Source organism: Rhizobium sp. BK619, assembly GCF_014195245.1.
GTDB classification, from domain to species: Bacteria; Pseudomonadota; Alphaproteobacteria; order Rhizobiales; family Rhizobiaceae; genus Rhizobium; species Rhizobium acidisoli.
Map to the genome: position 1 here is coordinate 19,590 of NZ_JACIBH010000015.1, position 21,156 is coordinate 40,745.

Below are 21,156 nucleotides of genomic sequence, written 5' to 3' on the forward strand. Positions count from 1 at the left end.
CATGGCACCGCTCCAGAATGCGCTGATTTCGGTTGCGGTCGTTGTCCTAGCGGCAGGGAGATCGAGCAGAATGGAGCGCTCCGGACACAAGCTCCTGGCGCGATTTCGTGGCGTGACCCTAGTTCGCTTGGCTGCTTTGGCCGCGACCGGTTGCGAGAGTGGCTCGGTCGTGATGGTGACCGGATATCGAGGTACTGACATCGAGGCCGAAATTGCGGGGCTCGAATTGAGCGTTGTAAGAAATCTCCACTACGCTGATGGCATGGCAAGTTCGATCGTGCTCGGCGTCAGGCGCGCCGCCGATTTCGATCCCGATGGCATCATGATCATGCTTGCAGACATGCCGCTACTCAAAACAAAGGACCTCGTCACGCTCATTGGTGCTTTTCGGACGAGCAGTGCCAAGGCCATCGTCCGAGCGGCATGCGACGGGGTCCCGGGCAATCCTGTTATTTTCCCACGCTCGGCCTTTGCGGCACTCCAAGGTCTTCGCGGTGACAACGGCGCTCGTGCGATAATTTCGCAGTTTGCTCTCGACGTAATCGACGTTGAGATCGGCGTGAGCGCAAAGATGGACATCGACACCGCAGAGCAACTATTTGCTTTTGGCGCGCAGCCGGAAGCCAACTAATGGACGAGATTTCTTCTCGTCCGAGCGCCTCTGCGTATTCGCTGCCGATTGATGAAATACCCTCATAACGTCAAACGGTTGTGGGCTCTAATCCCAGCCTGTCGTCTTTGCTATTTGTTGTCTGGCCGCCTCCTGATCGCAGATCTTCCAAGCTCCTGTAAGCAGTGTTTCCATCCGTAACGAGCAGGCTGCCGACAACGGTGTTGTCCCGGATGAAGGCGTGTAGGCTCTCGCGATTGATGTTGACGATTCGCTGCAGACGGCATCGTGCTGGATATTTTCCAGCCTCAACTTCAACCGCCCCAATCATGAAAATCTTGCCGATGGACTGCGTCCCTGACCACCGCCTTCTGGCTCATCCTTACGGCGGAACGGAACATTCGTCTCGTCGATCTCGATCATGCCGCGAAGTGGACGCCTGTCCGGATCGATCATCGCCCTGCGGAGCTTGTTCTACGTCCATGGAAAAGAGCGAGAAGCGAACTGCCATCTTCGATGGTCGCGCGCGGCGGAGTTATCGATGGCAAGCCGGCTGGAACCTGGGAGGCGATGATCAGGGAGCATCACGAAGGTTACATCACCTGGGACGACTGCGAGCGCAACCCAACAGCAACTCGCGCTCAATAATTATGGCCCGCGCCGGCGGGGTCAAATCGGGCCGCGGCGGCAAAGCGCTTCGGGATGCCGCGACTCGGGACTGTTCTGGAAATAAGATACGGCACCATGCATATCGATCGCAGAAGCGACTAGCTCTGCGATCAATTTTACAGGTGGCCAAGAGCGCCGACGTAGCGTAGTGCGGTAGACGCAAGTGGCCTGCTTACGCCACCCCTATCCCGCCGTAGCTATGCCGCGCCTCAGCTTCCTTACTTGGCAAGTCGTTGGCTGAAACGCCGATCGAATATGAACTCTGCCATTCGATTCTTCATCATCTCAACCGAACCGCCCGCAATCATCCACCCCTTTGTGCGCAGCATGCAGTATTCGGCGAGAGTCTCTCGGCTATACCCCATCCCACCCATGATCTGGACTGCCTCACAGGCGACCTCGAAGCCGACCTGATTGCACGCCAATTTTGCAAGCGTCGTGTCATATGCCGACGGTAATCCCGTATCTGCCCCGACCGCTGCCTTATATAAGAGTAACTGTGCGGACTCGAGCTTCATAGCCATATCGGCGAATTTCCATTGCATACCCTGGAATTCGCACAGTGGGCGGCCAAATTGCTTTCGTTCGATGGCATAATCCCGCGCAAGATTGTAGGCATGGCGGCCAATCGCGAGCGAGCGCGCGGTGTTGCCAATCCGCTCTACATTGAATGCCGCAATCTGCTGTTTGAAGCCGCCGGGCCCAAGAAGAAGGTTCTTCTTTGGCACCCTAGCATTCTCGAAATAGAGTGGGCACCATTCTTCCCCGCTCATGAACTGCGACGGCTCACCGACAGTGAACCCGGGCGCGTCGCGCTCTACGATAATCGAGCCGATACCATCAAGCCCGGGGGCAAAACGGCAGTAGACGAGAAACAAGGACGCATCTCGGCTGTGCGTGCCAAAAACCTTCTGACCATTGATGAGATAATCGTCGCCGTCTTCTTTCACTGATGTCCGAAGGTCAGTGGCGGCCGAACCGGCCTCGGGCTCACTCATGCCGAGTGAAATGACCATTTCCCCCGACAACAGCTTCCCCAGCCATTTCTTCTTTTGATCATTATTCGCATATTCGGCGAAGGTACGGATCGCCCCGAAGTTGCCGGCCTGAATGATGTCGGCGCTTTTCGGGCATATGAGCGCCATCTGCTCAATAGCAATAACAGCATCCATCAGCGTTCCGCCCATTCCGCCGTCTTCGGGCTTAATGGTAATGCCGAGAAGTCCCTGGTTGGCGATCATTTTCGCCTCCTCCCAAGGATATTCGTTTGAATGAGCGCGCTTAAGAGCGCCCTCCTTGAATTTGTCGGTCGCAAACCGTCTTACACTATCTGCAAAAAGCTGCTGCTCATCCGTCAGGGCGAAATCCATCGTTCCTCCAATTCGCTACATCCTGATGTTGCATCAGGATTTAAGGAAAAATTAAACAGGGTCCGCATTAATCTAATACAAACTTATCCCAGATGATAGGACAGGTTTACAAAACTCCGAACATTTTTATTGTAAAGGATTGAAACCAGTCCCTGTCCTACCTCCCCACGCATCGTGGCAAAGTTCCGCAGAGCCCCATAACTCCCTCAAAACACGCTTCGAAACGCAATCAACGGCGCCGATCATCCTACGACCGCCGCGGAATATCAGACTTTTCAATTTGACAAAAATCCGGAATGGTGGGAACTCTTTATTGCATATGTGGGATTCGTCGGCGTGCTGGTTGATGTTGTCGCAAAGAAAAGTCATTTGAAGCCTGACATGTCGTGGCTACCGAGGCAAAGCTTCAAGCGAATGGACAGGACACAAAGGCTACCACCGCAAAACATCAGACGCGGTGTCGGAGAAGATGGACGCCAATAGAATAAGCGTCGGTTATGATTGGGAGTGTCAAATGGATCTGGGAATAGCAGGCAAGCGAGCGGTCGTGATAGGCGGGAGTTCAGGGCTAGGCTACGCGGTTTGCGAGAGATTGGCCGCGGAAGGAGTCGAGCTAGTCATATTCGCACGTAATGCGGAAAAGCTGCACAAGGCTCGTGAAGAGCTGCTCCAGATCCCCGGCGCGAAAGTGGAAACGGTTGAAGGCGACATTACAAACTCCGACGACGTCGAACGGCTTAGGGATGAACTCGTAAAAGGTGGTGGGATGCAAATCCTGGTGCTCAATACGCCGCCTCCGCCGCGACCGATGTTTGATTTCCTGGCAGAGCAAGACGACCAGCGTTGGGAGGATGCCTATCAGGGACAGCTAAAAGGTGCCCTGCTGATACTGCGTAAACTCGCTCCATTGCTTATTGGTCCGGGGTGGGGGCGCATTGTGGCCATCACATCAGCATCTATCAAACAACCTCTACCAAATCACGCTCTTTCAACTGTCTATCGTGCGGGAGTGCTGGCGGCTCTGAAACATCTGTCCATGGAAATGGCCGAACATGGCGTAACCGTCAATTCGGTTGCGCCGGCTGTGGTAGTGACATCTACTTACCACACTGTCCATAATATCGAAGAAAGAGTTAGCCGAATTCCTCTAAAAAGGGCCGGCAAACCCGAGGAGCTAGCCGCCACCGTTGCGTTTTTTGCGTCCGATCTCGCTGGTTTTATTACAGGCGAGAATGTGCAGGTGGACGGTGGCTTCACTAGATCACTTTACTAACCAGGGATCCGAAGCCTGGGCAGGTCTAATTGATTTTTCGATGGGACCTGACCAACGCGATTCTAAAGCCGCGGCGACGTCGCGTGCGCACTAGCAAGTCCAATACGAACGCTTCCTTGTAGGATCCTTGGATAATTTATGCCGCGCGCCCAATCCCCATTCGCGCTACTCAGGAGACGCCCGTTTCTTGTCTATTGGCTCGCGGGGTTGTCAGCAAATTTCGGATGGCAAATCCAATTGGTTGCGGCTTCCTGGCTTATGACTACCCTCGATGGCTCGCCCGAGCTTGTCGCTTCGGTTCAAGCATCCGTTGCCCTTCCCGTCATGTTGCTATCGCTCCCGGGAGGAGCCATTTCTGACATGATTGGCGAGCGCAAGCTGGTTCTTTGGTCGCAATCTTTCCTGATGTCGGTATGTATTGTTCTTGCGATATGCGCTTACCTGGAAATACTCACACCGCTGCTCCTCTTAACCTGTACTTTTCTTATCGGCAGCGGGAGGGCGTTGTATTACCCAGGGTGGCAAGCGATGATCTTTGAGTTCGTCTCGAAGACTGACGCTGTCCCGGCAATCGCCTTGAATTCGAGCAGCCTGAATATTGCGCGCAGTCTTGGGCCAGCCATAGGCGGTGCTTTAGTTACGATAGCTGGTGCCTTTGTGGCCTTCGTCATCAGTGCCCTGAGCAATCTAAGCGTGGTAGACGTCGCCAGGCGATGGCCCGCCCATAGAAAATCAGGCACGCTGCCGCCCGAGCCGTTCGCCAGCGCCATGTTGGCGGGGGTACGATATGTCGCGCTTTCGCCGATGCTAGTGGTGATCATGCTGCGCTCGGCGGTCTTCAATGTAGCCGCGATAGCAGTCCTCGCCCTGTTGCCGCTCGTCGCAAAGGATTTGTTGCACGGAGGGCCTGAGTCATTCGGCATTCTATTGGGTGCCTTCGGGGCCGGTGCGGTAGCAGGTGCAGTCGTCATCGATGACTTGAGGCAAAAGGTATCGATTGAGCCATTCATAGCAATTGGTTTCTTGGGTTTTGCCCTCTCGGCTGCAACTTTGGCCTGGAGCCACTTCCTTCCTTTGTCGATGGCCGGCGCCGCGATTGGGGGCCTATCCTGGGTCCTCGTGCAGGTAACGCTATACTCCACGGCTCAGGTTTCCTCACCGCGGTGGGTACTCAGCCGTAGCATAGCTATATATCAGATGTTCGTTTTCGGCGGAAATGCCCTCGGCAGCGTAATTTGGGGACTTGTCGCAGGGCAGTCCGGAACCAGTGTTGCCTTGCTGGCTTCGGCGGTCGTGATGGCAATTGGCTCCAGTTTCGGCCTAGCTTTCCGAATTCGAGAACCTGACAGCGATAAACTCGATCAAGATTCGGAATGGTCAGCGCCACAACCAAACCTCGATATGGTACTAACGAGCGGGCCGATCATGACGACCGTTACATACCGGATTAGGGAGGAGGATGCTTCTCAGTTCGTCGACGCGATGCGAGAAAAGCGACGAAACCGGATCCGGGATGGTGCCTTTCGATGGACTCTATCAAGAGATATACAAGATCCTACCGTCTGGTTCGAGCGGTTTAAGGTCGCAACTTGGGCAGAGGCGCAGCGTCTTCACGCCCGCCGCACTGTCGCCGGTGCACAAGTTATCGCGTACCTGCGCAACTTGCATCAGGGTCCAGGACTGCCCGAGGTGCATTATGAACTCATCCGTGATCCAAGCGCCGGCACCTGGCGAAGTTCTTTTCCTCCGCGAATGGATCACTAGAGAACATGCCCAAAGCCACTTCGTTGGGCTGAGCAGCGCCGGTTAGCGCGATTCCGCCAGTGCGACATAAAAGAGCTAAGGATACTAGCCTACTGCACGCGCCGGCCGGTCGGTTCCAACCGCGATGACACCAACGCGATCAGTGACTTGCCGACCAGCGTCCTTTACGATCGCGACAACGCGTTCGACATCGTCCCGGTTAAACTTCGATTCGGCTCCAGCAACGCCGATACTACCCAAAATTTGCCCCGCTTTATTGAAAATTGGCGCTGCAATACCAATCACATCAGGATTAAACTCGCCAACCGACTTGGCAAAGCCGGCTCGTCTAATCTCCGCCAGGTTCTCTCGAAAAGAGTCCCAATCTGCCCCAAGTCCCGAGGTTGCGATTGTTCCTTTGTGCTTGGCGTAGATGCTGCGCAGTTGATGAGGACCCAAATGCGCCAGAATGATTTTCGACGCGGCGCCTCGAAAGAGCGGCCGCCGCTGGCCCCTTGAAAACAAGTGCGCAGGGCTATCTGGAGCAAGTTCCTCCCTGACGCAGAGCACCGAGCCACTGAACAAGGCGCACAAAATCGCCGAAAGTGCTGATTCACTCGCCATTTTCTTAAGCACCGGACCAGCGGCCTTATAGAGAGGATCACAATGCCGAATCTGAAGATCCAGCTCAATAATTCGAGGTCCTAGCGTGTAATAACCATTTGCTACAGGCGCCAGCATTCCGATATCAGCCAGCGCCTTAATGTAGCGATAGCCCGTGGATCGCGATGTTCCCAACGCAAGGATTAGAGCATCGCTGGACCAAGCTGGTGCAGCAGCCGTGAAAAGATCTAAAAGGCTGAGCATTCGCACGAGACTGTTCGATCCCATGTCGTCGGTGGCAGCCTTGGCGCTCTGTTTCGATGGAACTGCTGAGGGGCGGTTCGCGAGGGGATTAGATGGGGTTTTCGCCATTGCACTCGGATCTTAGGAAAACGGTTCTCGCGGCTTCTGCCGAAAGTTTTCTGCTAGTATAAAGAGTGTCACATTATTAGAAAATCCACGGGTCTGTCCAGAACCCCAGACGCGCGAACTGGCAAATCTCTGTACTTTTCCATTGTCTTTCCGTACCTTGAGGCCGCGCACAACTAGGGGTGCGCCAGGAAAAGACAATTCCATATCATTCATCGACAATCTCCGACCAGCTCCCAAAACGCTAGGACAATGCCGGGGTAAATCGCAGCAAACGCGTTAAAGACGAGATCGGGGTTTCTGGGTCAAGGAGATCGATAAGATCAAAAAGCTCAGCCGCACGCCCTGCGCCCATGACGTCTTGAGTCAGTTCGTCTAGTTTCGCGCGATGTTCTTTTTCGGTAAAGGGATTATTTGGCATCCCCTTCGCGCCCTCCATGAAGATACTTTGCTTGGTGCCACCCTTGTAGGTCACAGTAACTTCTCCGACGAAATTAAAAGGATAGCGCTCATCGAGTTCTGGCGAGTGAATGACGCGAACGCGTCGCGCGAAAGCCACGACGTCTGTATCGCCGCGAAGTTCGAATGCACCATCAAGAAAGGCCCGGTGCGTTGCGTAACCGTTGCCTTTTCCCAGCGCGGCAAGTGCCATCTGCAGGGCGAGACTGAACTGCAGTTCTTCAATGTTGGTCGTACCATTCTCTTGCGCTTGCGGATTGTCGCCAAGGGTGCGGGTCATTGCCTGGACAATAGCGTCAACAGATTCGATCTCGCTAACGCGGTGACGAAGACTGTTCATCGCGTCGATATAGGCATGATGAGCGCCACAGCAGCAATAGGCCTTGAGCCAGATGTCCTTTAGTCGTTGATTCCTCACGGACTGGAATGCTTCAACCGCAGCGGATTCGACTACCGGCCGACGAATGAAGTTTAGAAAGAAGCCTTTCGGCCCGGTCAGATACCGTCGTGGTCCAGTAATACCCACACGTGCAAGATTGACGGCTTCGATGCCGTTGCGTACCGCGATGCCAGCATGCACACGTTTGATAGACCCACCACTTTTCGTGTACTCGGTTGTTCCAGACGCATGGCTGAGCGCAATGGCCATCGCGTGCCGGACCTCATCCGCTTTGAGTCGATGCAGTTTTGCTGCAACTGCCGCGGCTCCGAAATTCGCCAGCACTGAATGTGCGTGCCAACCCGCATTGACGAGGTCCGGAGCAGCAAGGCGGCCCAGCCGCGCGTACACCTCATAGCCCGTCACGATGGCCTCGACGACCTCGCCGAGCGTCGCTCCCACCTCCTCACCCACCGCAATCGCGGTGGGAATAACGCAACATCCTGGATGACCATTGCTTGCTACGTCGTCGTATTCGAAGCCATGGCCATATGTAGCATTGATATAGGCAGCATCTGCTGCATCGATTGTTTGTTCTTCAGAAACAACCGTCGAGGTTCCCGAGCGAGGCTTGCTCAAAAAGCGTCTGGCATCGCGAGACCACGGCAAGTCTACCGCCCCGACCTGTAGCGCGAACTGGTCCTTCAGGAGTGCCTTTACAGCAGCCTGGGACGATGGCTCGATATCCGACCATTTAAAGTCGACTACGAACTTCGCAACTGCCATTTCAAGGTCACTGCTGGTCTCGGGTTGATGGGGCATTTCGTTCCTCTAGATTGGGCGGCTGGCACGCCTCTTCGCCGGGCGTGTGAAAGGCTTAACCGCAGTCGTAAACGAACAGTCACAGCTGCAGCGCGCGGTTTTCGGCAAATTATCCTGTCATACGGGATTATGCAATACATCGAGAACGGAATGCTGATAGCATTTCTGCGGTTGTCACGTTTATGTCCACACGGGTCATGCTTTTCTTTAACTTGAGCGGAAACTCATTTGCCGACTCCAGCGTTTGCGGAGTGAGACGCGCTCTCCCACATTGACAATTATCTCACAATGTCGGACTAGTTTACATGGTCATGTTGGGTGGCCCCTCGGTAACACGACTGACCGTTCGCATAATTGCTCATCCGATCTGCCTTGACGGTGCGCGCGCCACATAACGCAAAGGAAAACTCCATGACTGAGATTGGAACCGACGTTGTGCTGATGAAGGAAACGGCGAGCGGTGTGTTTCTCGTCACAATTAATCGGCCAGACCGTCGAAACGCATTGAATTTCGAAATCAAAACTAGGCTCGCGGAAATACTGGAGACCCTGGATCACGATCCCGCGGTGCGCGTCATTGTACTGACCGGTGCAAATAAATGTTTCGTGGCAGGGACAGATCTGGGCGAGATGGCCTCGATGACACCGACGGACCATACCATCCTTGTCACTGATCGCGTTTTCACGGTGATGCGCCGATGCTCAAAGCCGCTAATCGCTGCTGTTGAAGGTTTTGCGCTTGGAGGCGGCTGCGAGATTGCACTGGCGTGCGATATGATCGTGGCAGGAGAGGGGGCCAAGTTTGCCTTGCCGGAAGTTCGTGTGGGTGTCATGCCTGGAGCTGGTGGCACACAGCGTCTACTGAGAACTATTGGTAAGTACCTCACCATGCGCATGGTTCTGACAGGAGAGCATATTGGTGCACGCGAAGCCTTTTCCATGGGCTTTCTGTCACTCGTTACAAGTGACGGTAGCGCACTGCAGGGCGCGCTCGACCTCGCCGACAAAATTGTCGCTATGCCGCCGCTTGCGATAAAGGCGATCAAGGAGGTTATGCAAATCGGGGGCGATGCGTCGCTAGAGACCGCGCTGCTTCTCGAGCGCAAGGCATTTCAGGTTCTCTTTGATTCGCAGGACCAATCCGAAGGTATGCGCGCGTTTATGGAAAAGCGGACTCCGGAGTTTTCAGGACACTGAATTGTCAAACTTGTTCATGGTCGGAAAAGACCTGGCAACCGGTAGGGCTACGCGTCCAAGCACCTGAATCTGGGCAGATCCGTGTCAGTTTTTAAAAGCTAGCTTCGCCACATACGGTGCTCGAAGTCAACTTGCGCGCGTCGGTATGAAACCCCTCCCAAATTTCGACCTGTTGCACCCTTGCGACGCTCAACTTTGTCACGCTTGGCACATGATGGGGCTTCTTTTACCGCGAAAGCGCTTGACAAACACCGCCTGATACCAATTAATGTCAATATATGGGATTAACTTACGCCGTCAGAATGATAGATGAGTTAGTTTGCCGAAGCCTTCCCACGGAAGTCCAGAACCACGGAGAATGGCGCGATCGCGCTGGCATGGGGCAAGTCATTTCCGGCTTGTATTTGACTGAGGACAACACGGGGCCGGGCTTGGATCGTCGTGTGAAAGAGAGAATCCGAGATGGTAGAACTTACTGCAGACGTGGGCCGCTTCCTCGCAAATATCAGGTTTGAGCACCTGCCCCCCGATACGATACAAGTCGTAAGGGACGCGTTTGCAGATACGGTCGGCGTTGTTATGGCCGGCGTAGATCAGCGCTTATCTGTCATCCTGCGCAAGACGTTGGTGGAACCGTCAGGCCGGCAAGAATCCCGCGCCTGTCTTTCGACAAGGCTGGTGGCCGGACCCGACGCGGCACTTTTGGCTGGAGCTATCGCGCACGCACTGGACTATGGGTGCCAGACGATGTCGGGCCATCCCGGAGGCGTGATCATCCCGGCAATTCTTGCCGAGGCTGAAGTCCTCGGATCCACGGGCGAGGAGATGGTCACAGCGTTCGTTGCCGGCTACGAGGTGTGGTGCGAGGTTTGGCGGCGCAACAAATCGTATCACCAAGCCGGTTGGCATCCGACCGCTCTGCTCGGTCCCCTAGCCACGGCTTCAGCCTGTGCGGTTTTGCGAAAACTATCGGCCGAAAAGGCGCAGATGGCTGTCGCTATAGCGGCCAGCCACTCTGGCGGCCTATTTTCGAACTTTGGCTCCATGACCAAGGGCTATCATTCAGGCATGGCATCGAGGAGCGGCGTCATCGCAGCGCGCCTTGCAGAAGCCGGCATGACGGGTGGAGCAGATGCGCTTGAAAATGAGCAAGGCTTTCTAACCGCCTTTTCGTCGGGCGGAACGCCTGATCGGGACTCTCCCTCGCAGCTGGGAAAAGAATGGTACCTGCCGCGCTACAAGCTGCAGTTCAAGATGCATCCAAGCTGTTTCTTTATGCATCGCTCGTTCGAAGGCACTCTTAAGATGCTCGGAGACCGAAAAATTGATCCCGATGAGGTGGAATCGGTCGAAGTCGAAATGGGACGCGGTCAAGTGACCGTACTTGTTCATAATCAACCAAAGAATCAGTACCAAGCTCAGTTCAGCGGGCAGTTTGGAATCGCTGCGGCCGTCATCCTCGGCAAATTTGGTGTTCCGGAAATCGCCGACGAGGTTGTGCAACGACCGGATATGCAAGCCTTCTACCCGAAAGTGAAGCTGAAAGCGGTCGAAGCATTCGATCCGCGGGATCCGGTTTTTTCACCAACGGAATCGGTGGTCATGAAGCTGAAGAGCGGAGAGATCATCGAGAGTGGCCCGATCGCCACGATCCCGGGCTATGCCGCCGAGCCACTCACGCACGATGAGCTGTGGGGCAAGTTTCGCGAGTGCACGCAACAGACACACACTAATGCGCAAGCGTTCGAGCTGTTCGATCTTCTTCAACAGATAGAGAAGCTACCTTCGGCACACGCACTTCCGACCTGCACCACCATATTCCAAGATTAAATACCCAGTGACCCGCGCCGCGCGGGACAAAACGAACACATGAGGAGGACATATCCATGGAAAAGAAAATGATCACCGTCTCACAGGCGATCGCGAAATTGCTCGAACAAATGGGCACGGAATTCGTCTACGGGTTGAATGGCCATGGAAACTGGGGGCTGCTCGATGCCCTGGTCTATGACACCAAGATTAGCTGCATCGGCGCCCGCATGGAAGATCAGGCAGTGGAGTTGGCAGACGGCTATTGGCGCTACAAGCGCGGCGGCCCGCTGCCAATTGTGACCACAAGCGTCGGTCCCGGCAATGCCAACATCATGCCGGCTGTCGCCACCGCCTTCTACGAATCTATCGCTATGCTGGTCCTGGTCGGTGTAGGTGCAACACATTGGTTCGACCGCGGCGGAATCGAGGAGGCTTATCGACAAGGCCCTGAGGATTTTTCCGGCGCCATCAGGCCGATGTGCAAAAGATCAGTCATGGCGACGCGACCCGACACCTGCATCGATATGTTCCTGCGCGCCTATAAAACTGCACTCACGGGGCGTCCGGGTCCAGTTGTCATGGCCATTCCTTTCGATATCCAGCATGCATTGATTCCAGAAGATAGCCTTCCTGACCCCCGCCCTTACATGCGTGTACGCCGCCCAGGCCCAGATCCAGAGGGTGTGACCGTTGCAGTCGAGCTTCTGAAGTCCGCCGAGCGACCACTCGTCGTTTTCGGTAGCGGTATCGCTAACAGCGGCGCGCATCAGGCGCTCCTGGATTTCGCCGAGGCGACAGGCACCCCGGTCGTCGCGACTTCGGCCGGGAAGGCTGCCTTCCCTGAGACACATAGACTATCGGCTGGTACAGTCGGGCGAGCTGGGACATTGCATGGGAATCACCTTGCAAGACGTTCTGACCTTATCATTGGGGTCGGCACACACTTTACGGACATTGACTCGGGCGGCTGGACCTTATTCGACATTCCTGGAAACGCAAAGCTGATCCACATCGATATCGATGAGAATGAGCTAGGGCGCGCTTATCCGACCGAGGTCGCTCTTAACTCGGACGCACGACTAGCTCTGGAGGCGTTGACCAAGGAAGCGAAAGCCTCAGGGGTCGCGGAGAAGGCCGCCTGGACGGCCGAACTCGGTCGCGAACGTATCGCGTTCAATGAAGCGGTAGAGCCCCTTCGCACTTCGAACATCTCTCCTCTCCACTATGCCCGGGTGTGCGAGGATGTCAGCCAAGTCGTCGAAGAGAGGTGCCCTGACGCTATCCTCACTTTCGATACGGGCCACATGCTCAGCTTTGGTCCTGGGTTCTTGCGGGCTTCTTCGCGCAACATCTACCACAGCAGTTTCATGCATCGCATGGGGTGGAGCGCGTCAGCCGCCATCGGCGCCAGCATGGCAAGTGGGGGCAAGCCAGCGATTGCACTATTGGGCGATGGTGCTTTCATTATGCGCGCCACTGTCATGCTGACGGCAGTTGAGCAAAAATTGCCCGTTATTGCCATCGTCTTCGACAACAAATCCTTGCAGATCGAACGCGAGGCGATGCTGAAAATCTACGGCCGTGAATCCCTTTGCGACTATCGAAAGAAGGATGAGGAAGAGCTGTGGGGACCGGATTTCGTCAAAATGGCTGAAGGAATGGGCTGCGTCGGCGTGCGGGTCGACAAAGCTGAGGACTTCAAGCAGGCATTCGAGACCGCCTTGGCGAGTGGACAGCCCACGGTAATCAGTGTTGCGACTGAAATCGAAACCCCACAATACCGTTCTGCCTGGTATCCATACCCGAAGAATTGGAACGAAACTTGGACCCCAGGTCCGGTTACTGGCCCAGAAGCAGCCAAAGGCTTTGTCATGCCGACATTCGAAAAGAACGAAAGCTAGTGAGGTTTTGACTATGGACGGCTTAAATCTCAAAGACCCACAGTTGCTACGCTCCCAAGCGTTTGTGAATGGAGAATGGATCGACGCAGACAGCGGTGGCACCATTGCGGTGAATAATCCCGCGACAGGACAACCTGTCGGAACCGTACCGATGATGGGTGCCGCCGAGGCGCGTAGAGCGATCGAAGGTGCAGACATAGCGCTGTCCACCTGGCGAAAGACGCTTGCAAAGGAACGCGGGCGTTTGCTTCGCAAGTGGTTCGACTTGATTATCGACAACGCCGATGACCTGGCCCTAATTTTGACCTCCGAGCAGGGAAAAACCCTTGCGGAGGCGAAAAGCGAAGTCGTTGGGGGTGCCGCATTTATTGAATGGTTTGCCGAAGAAGCGCGGCGAACCTATGGCGAAACGATCCCAACGCCAGCCCAGGACCGGCGAGTCGTCGTAATCAAACAGCCTATCGGTGTTTGCGTCGCGATCACTCCATGGAACTTTCCAAATACGATTATCACTCGCAAGGCCGGCGCAGCTCTTGCTGCGGGCTGCACCATCGTCGTAAGGCCCGCAAGCACGACACCATTTACTGCCCTTGCCCTGGCGCATTTGGCAGCGCGCGCTGGAATTCCGCCGGGTGTATTCAGCGTCGTGACAGGAGGATCACGAGACATAGGAGCGGAATTTACATCCAACCCGATTGTGCGAAAGATCTCCTTCACCGGCTCGACGCAAGTCGGCCGTGCCTTGATGGCCCAGTCCGCAGGAACGATCAAGAAACTCGCCCTCGAACTGGGGGGTAATGCTCCGTTCATTGTGTTCGAAGATGCGGACATCGACGCAGCTGTAACAGGCGCCATGGGTTCCAAATTCCGCAACTCGGGCCAAGCCTGCGTCGGCACAAACAGGTTCTATATTCACGACAGCGTTTACGACGCCTTCGTGTCGAAGTTTCTCGCCGAAGTCGCAAAGTTGAAGGTTGGAAACGGCGTCGAGCCGGATGTCACGTTCGGGCCGGTCCATGACATTGGCGGAGTACGCAAAACAGAGGACCATATCGCCGACGCGCTAGCGAAGGGTGCTCAACTTCTTGCAGGGGGGAAGCGACACGCCCTTGGAGGAACATTCTTCGAGCCGACAGTGATTGGCGAAGCCAATGCTTCTATGAAAGTAGCAAGCGAAGAGACTTTTGGTCCCCTCGCATCCATCTTCCGCTTTCACGACGAAGACGAGTTGATCAAAGCCGCAAACGACACGGAACTTGGGCTTGCATCATACTTTTACAGCCGGGACATTGGACGGATCTGGCGTGTTGCGGAGGCGCTGGAAACTGGAATGGTCGGCGTGAATATAGGGCTGATGGCCAACGAGGCGGTCCCCTTTGGCGGTATCAAGGAATCGGGAGTCGGACGGGAAGGGTCCCACTATGGCATCGAAGACTATATGGAAGTGAAATACATCTGTATGGCCGGGATCTGATCGAAGCGATAAGCCGACATGCGCCCCTAAACCGGACGCATTGGCTGATCCAGGCGTTGGGAAGCCTCAAGTCTCTAGGACCTGTGTCGGACGCTCGACCGCAGACGGGATCGCGTAGCATCCCACAATATGACATATCTTTTGAGAATTGAGAGATGCTTGCGCGTGTTGCTTTCACGCTTGCCGGGCAACGAGGACATAGAGGAGGAGCCACTGTGAACCCACAGGACAAGCGGCAGTTCGAAGCACTGTTCGCACCAACCACCATTGCGCTTATCGGTGCCTCCGGGGACCAATCCAAACATACGTCGCGGCCGCAAAGGACATTGCGCAAGCACGGCTATCAGGGCACGATCATCCCTATCAACCCAAATCGTGATGAGGTTGGTGGGGACAAGGCATACCCGTCCGTATTGGACGTACCAGGTAAAGTTGACCATGCGTTCATAATGGTGCCACGCAACGCGGTCGCAGACGCTATTGCACAGTGTGCCGAAAAAGGGGTTGCGGTCGCGACCATTTTTACAGATGGATTCGCCGAAACCGGCGATGACGGGCGTCGGCTCCAAGAGGAAATTGTGACCACAGCGCGAAATGGTGGTGTGCGGTTACTCGGACCAAACTGTAGCGGTATTTACAGTAGTAAGCCGTCCGTTGCTTTGTCTATCAACGCCGCTGTTGAGAAACTCGATATCGTCCCTGGCCCCTTGGCAATAATTTCGCAATCGGGAAGTATGACCGGCGGGCTGATGTCCCGTGGCCTTGGCCGCGGCGTCGGTTTCTCGAGAATCGTATCGATAGGCAATGAGTGCGATCTCTCGGTCGGGGAAATTTCAGAATGGCTTGTCGAAGACCCTGAGACAGGCGCGATTCTTCTATTTCTTGAAACATTTCGCATGGCCCCGCGCTTGGCACAAGCTGCCCGACGCGCCGTCGAGGCCGGTAAGCCCATTATCGCCTACAAACTCGGGCGTTCCGATGTAGGAAGAGACCTGGCCGCCTCGCATACCGGCGCCATGGCAGGCGGTGACGAAGTCGCAAACGCATTCTTCCGCGACAATGGCATTCTCCGTGTCGACTGCCTCGAAACGTTGTTCGAGCTACCAATCATGCTGCGTGGCCAACGCCCCTGCAAACAACACCGCGTGGCCGTGATGACCACCACGGGGGGAGGCGCCGCGACTGTCGTCGATCGCCTAGGAACCCTCGGCGTCGACGTTGTCCCCCCAAGCGAGACGGTAGTGGAAAAGCTTGCTCTGAAAGGAATAAACATCCCCACAGGTCGCCTGACCGATCTGACTCTGGCTGGAACCAGGACCGAAGTTTACAGCGCGGTTGCAGGCGCGCTGCTGGGCTCGGATCATTGCGATTTGCTTGTCGCGATTGCTGGGAGCTCGGCACAGTTTCAGCCGGAGATCACCGTCGGACCACTGGTCGAAGCCGACAAAAACGGTAAGCCACTTGCAGTCTTCATAGCACCGCACGCAAGGGTTGGGCTCGATCAGTTGGCTGAAGCCGGTATTGCCGGATTTCGCACGCCTGAAACCTGCGCCGACGCCGTTAATGCCTGGTCTAAATGGTCTACACCTATCGTTCGACCGGTCCCTGATCAAAAGTTAGTCGCGGCCGTGCAACGCACGATCGATGCCTTGGAAGGCCGCAGTCCAAATGAAGTTGACGCGGGAAAGGTATTCAAGGAGATCGGCGTCGCGACCGCCCCCACGCAGGTAATTCACTCGGTCGACGACACGATCGGGCTGAAATTTCCCGTTGTCGCCAAGGTCCTGTCCGCAGACGTCCCTCATAAGACCGATGCGGGTGGAGTGGTACTCGGCATCAAAGACGCGGCCGCACTTCCAGAAGCCGCCAAGGCAATCCTGAAAGGTGTCGGTTCAAAGCACCCGGAGGCTAAGATCGACGGGATCTTGGTCCAACAGATGGAACGTGGGGGTTTGGCCGAAGTCATTCTGGGTTTCCGGCGCGACCCGGAGGTCGGCCCAATTGTTGTTTTAGGCGTCGGCGGCATTCTTGCGGAGGTTTACAAGGACGCAGCGATCAGGATGGCCCCAACAACGCTCGAGGAGGCCCGATCGATGATCGACGAGGTCAAGGGCCTTGCTGTTATCCGCGGTTATAGGGGGCTGCCCCGTGGGGACTGTGATGCGCTTGCTCAAGCAGTTGTGTCGATGTCCCATCTCGCGTCGATCGCAAGCATCGCTGACGCAGAAATCAACCCTCTTTTCGTAAAGCCTGAGGGTGAAGGTGTCGTCGCCGTCGATGGCTTGATTGTACTAACCAACACAGAAACGAACGGTGGGCCGCGTTCGCCGCACGCACACTAGAGGAGATTAAAATGGAAACTGGTTTGGCCAGAAAGACAGCAATCGTCACAGGCGCCGGCAGCGGAATTGGCGCGGCCATTGCCTCCCGGCTGATTGCTGAAGGCGCAAACGTTGTTGTTGCCGATATTAATTTTGAAGCCGCCGAAGCTCAGGTTGAGGCGCTTCGAAGCGAGGGCGGCAACGCTCTGGCGGTTCGGGCCAACGTGGTTTACGAGGCGGAAGTTGTGGCGATGGTGGAGCAGACCGTCTCTACATTCGGGGCGGTGCACATTCTCGTCAACAATGCTGGACTGACGCGCGATATGCGCATTACGAAGATGACGGATGCCGACTGGGACATCGTTGTCGACGTGATCTTGAAAGGGTCATTCCACTGCACCAAAGCTGTCCTGCCGTACATGAACGAGCAAAAATGGGGGCGTATCATCAATATATCGTCGCGGGCCCATTTGGGAAATCCGGGCCAGGCGAACTACTCAGCCGCAAAAGCCGGCATCATCGGCTTCACGAGGGCAATGTCGCTAGAGGCGGGTCGCAATTTCATTACGGTGAATGCTGTAGCACCGGGCATCATTAATACGGAAATGATCCGCTCACTACCTCACTGGGACAAAATTCGCGAAAACGCCGAGAAAACGACCCCCATCCCACGTGTCGGCGAAGCCGAGGACGTTGCAGACGCCGTCGCCTTCCTGGCATCCGAACGCGCGAGCTATATCAGCGGCGACGTACTACACGTTACCGGCGGGCGCTACTAACAGGATAGAGAAAATGACAGAAGCTTATATCGTCGGTATTGGAATGACGCCGCTGGGCAAGCACTGGGATCAGAGCGTCAAGCAGCTTTCGGCGCGAGCCATCGACACGGCGCTTGCCGATGCTGGAGTTGAACTTGGAGCCATCGAGGGAGCGTGGTTTTGCAACACGCGGCTCGGCGTCTTGCAGGGCCAGCACAACATTCGCGGGCAGACTGTACTGCGCTCCTATGGTTTCGAGAATATTCCGATCTTCAACACCGACAACGCGTGTGCCAGCTCGAGCTCCGGCCTTGCTCAAGCATGGGCGGCAGTTCGGGCTGGAATTCACGATGTCGTTCTCGTGGTGGGCGCGGAGAAAATGAATTTCCGCGACAAGGAACAGCAGATGTTCGAAGCCTTCAAAGGCAGTTCGGACATCGAACTCTTTGATAGCCAGATGGAGGCGCTTCTGGCGCTGGGCGAGGAACTGCCTCTACCAGAAAAAGCTCTAGCGCAGGCCGGCCAGCGTTCTGTTTTTATGGATATCTATTCAGCGATGGCGCGCTATCACATGCACCGATTTGGTACCACAGAAGATCAGATAGCCGAGGTCGCGGCAAAGAACCATTGGCATTCCCAATGGAACGAGCTTGCGCAGTATCGGACGCCGATGACCCGAGGAGAGGTATTAGCGGACAAGTTGATTTCCTATCCGATGACGCGAGCAATGTGTGCACCGATGAGTGATGGTGCAGCCGCTTTGGTCATCGCGTCGGATCGAGTATTGGACCGTTTCGATCGCAGGCGCGCGGTGGGAATTCGGGCTGTCGCCGTTAGCAGTGGCAGCAACCGAAAGCCAGAAGAGATAGACAAACACTTGACCCGTACCGCCGCAAATCGCGCTTACCAAATTGCTGGGCTGGGACCTGAGGACGTTTCTGTTGCCGAACTGCATGATGCGACGGCGTTCGCCGAAATTATGCAAAGTGAACATTGCGGCTTTGCCGCCTACGGCGAAGGTGGGCCACTCGCTGAGAGTGGCGCCACTCGCCTTGGAGGGCGTTTGCCTATAAATGTGTCGGGGGGACTGCTTTCAAAAGGTCACCCCATCGGGGCCACGGGTGCGATCCAAGTCAACGAAATCGTTACCCAACTTCGAGGAGAGGCAGGTAAGCGTCAAGTGGAAGGTGCCCGTATCGGCCTTTGCGAAAACGGAGGCGGCTTCTACGGGTTCGAAGAAGCGGCGTGCGTGGTGTCGCTCTTTGAGGCCCCGGCGGGGGGCTGATCATGAGCATCGATGCAAAGCAACTTCTCGCCTACACTGTCGAGGATATTCATCAGACCTATACTCCAAAGGATTGCGCGTTCTACGCGCTTTCCGTCGGCTTGGGATTGGATCCCCTCGACGAGCGTCGCCTGGCATTCGTAGACCCGAATAGGGGCACCGGGCAGCTCGTACTGCCGTCAATGGCGCTCGTACTTGGTTACCCGGGGTTTTGGCTTGTGCGTCCCGATACTACCATTGACCCAACCCGCATCCTTCATGGCACTCAATCGCTGGTGTGGCATCGGCCGCTGCCGACAAAGGGCGACGTTACAGGAAAGACGCGTATTACCCAGCTTATAGACCGGGGCGAGGGCAAGCATGGTATGATCGTGTCCGAGCGCGACATCATTGATACAGCCACGGGCGAGCTCTACGCGACCCTCAAGCAGATCCATGTCTTGCGAGGACAAGGGGGCTTCGGCGGTGATACCGACCCACTTCCACCGCCCCATCAATTGCCGAGCATTGAGCCGGCGTGGTTCATTGATGTTCCAACAGGTCCAGACCAAGCACTGCTATACCGGCTCAACGGCGATCTCTTTGCGCTGCATGCCGATCCTGAAATGGCGCGCAAGTCCGGCTTCCAACGACCTATTCTTCATGGCATGTGCGTTGCCGGTATAGCCACCCAGGTGTTAATGCGCCTTCTTGCAAAGGATGATCCGTCACGTCTCAAATCCATCGAGATGAGGTTTTCGGCGCCCATTTATCCGGGAGAGACAGTTCGGATCGAGGCCTGGGCCGATGGTTCCTTTCGCGCTCGCTGTGTCGAGCGCGACGAGATCATTCTCGACAACGGTCTGATGCGATGCAACTGACGAGTGGGCGAGCGAGGCGGGTACTCGCTCACCCGGCCGCTCGCGTGAGGGAGGAATCGAAATGAGATCTAAACTTGTCGTGGTAAGTATGGCGTTGCTTTCCGCAATGGTCGCGCGGGCTCCCGTCTGGGCAGAGGATTATCCATCGCGGTCCGTGCAGGTGATCGTTCCTCAATCACCCGGCGGTCTCGGAGATATCGCAGTTCGAGTGTTGGCGCCAGAATTGAGTGCTTCGCTAGGCGTGCCGGTTGTTATCGAGAACAAACCAGGCGCTGGTGGAACCGTTGGAATGGCAGAGGCTAGGAGAGCAGCCGCAGACGGCTCCACGCTGGCGCTCGCCGCTGCAGGATCGTTTTCCATCAACCCGCACCTGCAAAAGAATCTTCCATACGATCCTTTGACAAATTTCGAGCCAGTCTGTCGAATTGGCGGAGCACCCAGCGTCTTGGTAGTGAACCCATCGCTGAATGTTAAATCACTGCCTGAACTACTCGCCAAAGCTAAGACCGATCCGGTTTCTTTTGCCTCAGGTGGCAATGGCACACCGTCACACTTAGCACAGGAGCTCCTGAAAGCCCGCGTGAAAGTACAGTTTCTGCACGTTCCATATCGCGGCACGTCCCAGGCTGTTACTGATACGATCGGAGGCCACTCACAAGCGCTGTTCGAAACGGCAGGTCCCCTACTCGGCGCCATCCGCGCCGGACAACTTATCGCATTGGGCGTCACAAGCCCCAATCGACTCCCGGCGTTGCCAAATGTACCCACATTTAAAGAATTGGGCATTCCTGACCTGGATTTGCTTGGTTGGAACGGACTGGTTGTGCCGGCCGGCACGCCTGAAACGATCATTGCGCGGTTATCCAAAGCATGCGAGCACGCGGTGTCGGCACCGGAATTTCTTACTTTCGCTAAGGCTAACGGTTATGTCATATCCTATGCGCCAGCTGCAGAGTTCCGTGATAACATCATCAGCCAGCTGAAAAAATGGGGAGAGCTCGTTCGTTTGTCTGGCGTCAAACCACAGTAGATCCAACCTTCAACAATCAAAAACTTGGCCGGTCGTTGCCGTTGGCAGCGGCCACATGGCTGCGAAATGCGACATCCGAGCATTCACACTGGATGTGGATGAATTCAGATATATGCAAATCACCAAGCGCAAGTCGAACGTAAGCGTCCGGTTAACTGGTTTTCCAAGTGCATGATGGCGTTTCCCGAGCCTGTAATGCTACGATAACAGCTCCGGCGTGA

General features: G+C 55.7%; 15 protein-coding genes and 1 pseudogene. 13 read left to right on the forward strand and 3 right to left on the reverse strand.

The window, feature by feature from the left end; all coding sequences use genetic code 11:
• The first annotated feature begins 1 nt into the window (after nucleotide 1).
• Together FHX14_RS26235 and FHX14_RS33160 are read left to right on the forward strand one after the other, a co-directional pair.
• Complete coding sequence (locus FHX14_RS26235; RefSeq protein ID WP_184379730.1) at nucleotides 2–631, forward strand: nucleotidyltransferase family protein; 630 nt, start codon at nucleotides 2–4, stop codon at nucleotides 629–631.
• Between the two features lie 467 nt (nucleotides 632–1,098).
• A pseudogene (locus FHX14_RS33160) lies at nucleotides 1,099–1,308 on the forward strand (serine recombinase); the annotation flags it as partial.
• 189 nt (nucleotides 1,309–1,497) lie between these two features.
• On the opposite strand, the gene FHX14_RS26245 reads toward FHX14_RS33160, so the two are convergent.
• Nucleotides 1,498–2,649: an acyl-CoA dehydrogenase family protein gene (locus FHX14_RS26245; protein WP_132575143.1), complete on the reverse strand. Its 1,152-nt coding sequence runs from the start codon at nucleotides 2,647–2,649 to the stop codon at nucleotides 1,498–1,500.
• A 469-nt stretch (nucleotides 2,650–3,118) separates the two neighbouring features.
• Between FHX14_RS26245 and FHX14_RS26250 the strand changes: the two genes are divergently transcribed.
• Together FHX14_RS26250 and FHX14_RS26255 are read left to right on the forward strand one after the other, a co-directional pair.
• Nucleotides 3,119–3,922 carry an SDR family oxidoreductase gene (locus FHX14_RS26250; RefSeq protein ID WP_130815653.1) on the forward strand — a complete coding sequence of 268 codons (804 nt, stop codon included), beginning with the start codon at nucleotides 3,119–3,121 and terminating at the stop codon, nucleotides 3,920–3,922.
• A 138-nt stretch (nucleotides 3,923–4,060) separates the two neighbouring features.
• Nucleotides 4,061–5,686 (forward strand): MFS transporter, encoded by a 1,626-nt coding sequence (locus FHX14_RS26255; RefSeq protein ID WP_184379734.1) that lies wholly within the window; start codon nucleotides 4,061–4,063, stop codon nucleotides 5,684–5,686.
• Nucleotides 5,687–5,770: 84 nt separating this feature from the next.
• On the opposite strand, the gene FHX14_RS26260 is transcribed toward FHX14_RS26255, so the two are convergent.
• A complete protein-coding gene (locus tag FHX14_RS26260; RefSeq protein ID WP_130815655.1) occupies nucleotides 5,771–6,640 on the reverse strand; it encodes an IclR family transcriptional regulator in 870 nt (289 codons plus the stop codon).
• A 241-nt stretch (nucleotides 6,641–6,881) separates the two neighbouring features.
• Nucleotides 6,882–8,297: an MmgE/PrpD family protein gene (locus FHX14_RS26265; RefSeq protein ID WP_130815656.1), complete on the reverse strand. Its 1,416-nt coding sequence runs from the start codon at nucleotides 8,295–8,297 to the stop codon at nucleotides 6,882–6,884.
• Nucleotides 8,298–8,708: 411 nt separating this feature from the next.
• Here FHX14_RS26265 and FHX14_RS26270 point away from each other — a divergent pair, with 411 nt between their 5' ends.
• The 9 genes from FHX14_RS26270 to FHX14_RS26310 all read left to right on the forward strand — a co-directional run bounded on the left by FHX14_RS26270 (nucleotide 8,709) and on the right by FHX14_RS26310 (nucleotide 20,935).
• Nucleotides 8,709–9,494, forward strand: a complete 786-nt coding sequence (locus tag FHX14_RS26270) for an enoyl-CoA hydratase-related protein (protein ID WP_130815657.1) — start codon at nucleotides 8,709–8,711, stop codon at nucleotides 9,492–9,494.
• A 462-nt stretch (nucleotides 9,495–9,956) separates the two neighbouring features.
• Complete coding sequence (locus FHX14_RS26275) at nucleotides 9,957–11,324, forward strand: MmgE/PrpD family protein (protein ID WP_184379736.1); 1,368 nt, start codon at nucleotides 9,957–9,959, stop codon at nucleotides 11,322–11,324.
• A 56-nt stretch (nucleotides 11,325–11,380) separates the two neighbouring features.
• Nucleotides 11,381–13,207 carry a thiamine pyrophosphate-binding protein gene (locus FHX14_RS26280; RefSeq protein ID WP_184379738.1) on the forward strand — a complete coding sequence of 609 codons (1,827 nt, stop codon included), beginning with the start codon at nucleotides 11,381–11,383 and terminating at the stop codon, nucleotides 13,205–13,207.
• 13 nt (nucleotides 13,208–13,220) lie between these two features.
• A complete protein-coding gene (locus FHX14_RS26285; protein ID WP_130815660.1) occupies nucleotides 13,221–14,681 on the forward strand; it encodes an NAD-dependent succinate-semialdehyde dehydrogenase in 1,461 nt (486 codons plus the stop codon).
• A gap of 215 nt (nucleotides 14,682–14,896) precedes the next feature.
• Complete coding sequence (locus tag FHX14_RS26290) at nucleotides 14,897–17,023, forward strand: acetate--CoA ligase family protein (RefSeq protein WP_210301143.1); 2,127 nt, start codon at nucleotides 14,897–14,899, stop codon at nucleotides 17,021–17,023.
• 11 nt (nucleotides 17,024–17,034) lie between these two features.
• The gene (locus FHX14_RS26295; RefSeq protein WP_130815662.1) at nucleotides 17,035–17,781 is read left to right on the forward strand and encodes an SDR family NAD(P)-dependent oxidoreductase; all 747 of its coding nucleotides are present in this window, start codon (nucleotides 17,035–17,037) and stop codon (nucleotides 17,779–17,781) included.
• A gap of 13 nt (nucleotides 17,782–17,794) precedes the next feature.
• On the forward strand, nucleotides 17,795–19,045 hold the full coding sequence (locus tag FHX14_RS26300) for a thiolase family protein (RefSeq protein ID WP_130815663.1): 1,251 nt from the start codon (nucleotides 17,795–17,797) through the stop codon (nucleotides 19,043–19,045).
• A 2-nt stretch (nucleotides 19,046–19,047) separates the two neighbouring features.
• The gene (locus FHX14_RS26305) at nucleotides 19,048–19,905 is read left to right on the forward strand and encodes a MaoC/PaaZ C-terminal domain-containing protein (RefSeq protein ID WP_184379742.1); all 858 of its coding nucleotides are present in this window, start codon (nucleotides 19,048–19,050) and stop codon (nucleotides 19,903–19,905) included.
• Between the two features lie 61 nt (nucleotides 19,906–19,966).
• Nucleotides 19,967–20,935 (forward strand): tripartite tricarboxylate transporter substrate binding protein, encoded by a 969-nt coding sequence (locus FHX14_RS26310; RefSeq protein ID WP_184379744.1) that lies wholly within the window; start codon nucleotides 19,967–19,969, stop codon nucleotides 20,933–20,935.
• Nucleotides 20,936–21,156: the final 221 nt, after the last annotated feature.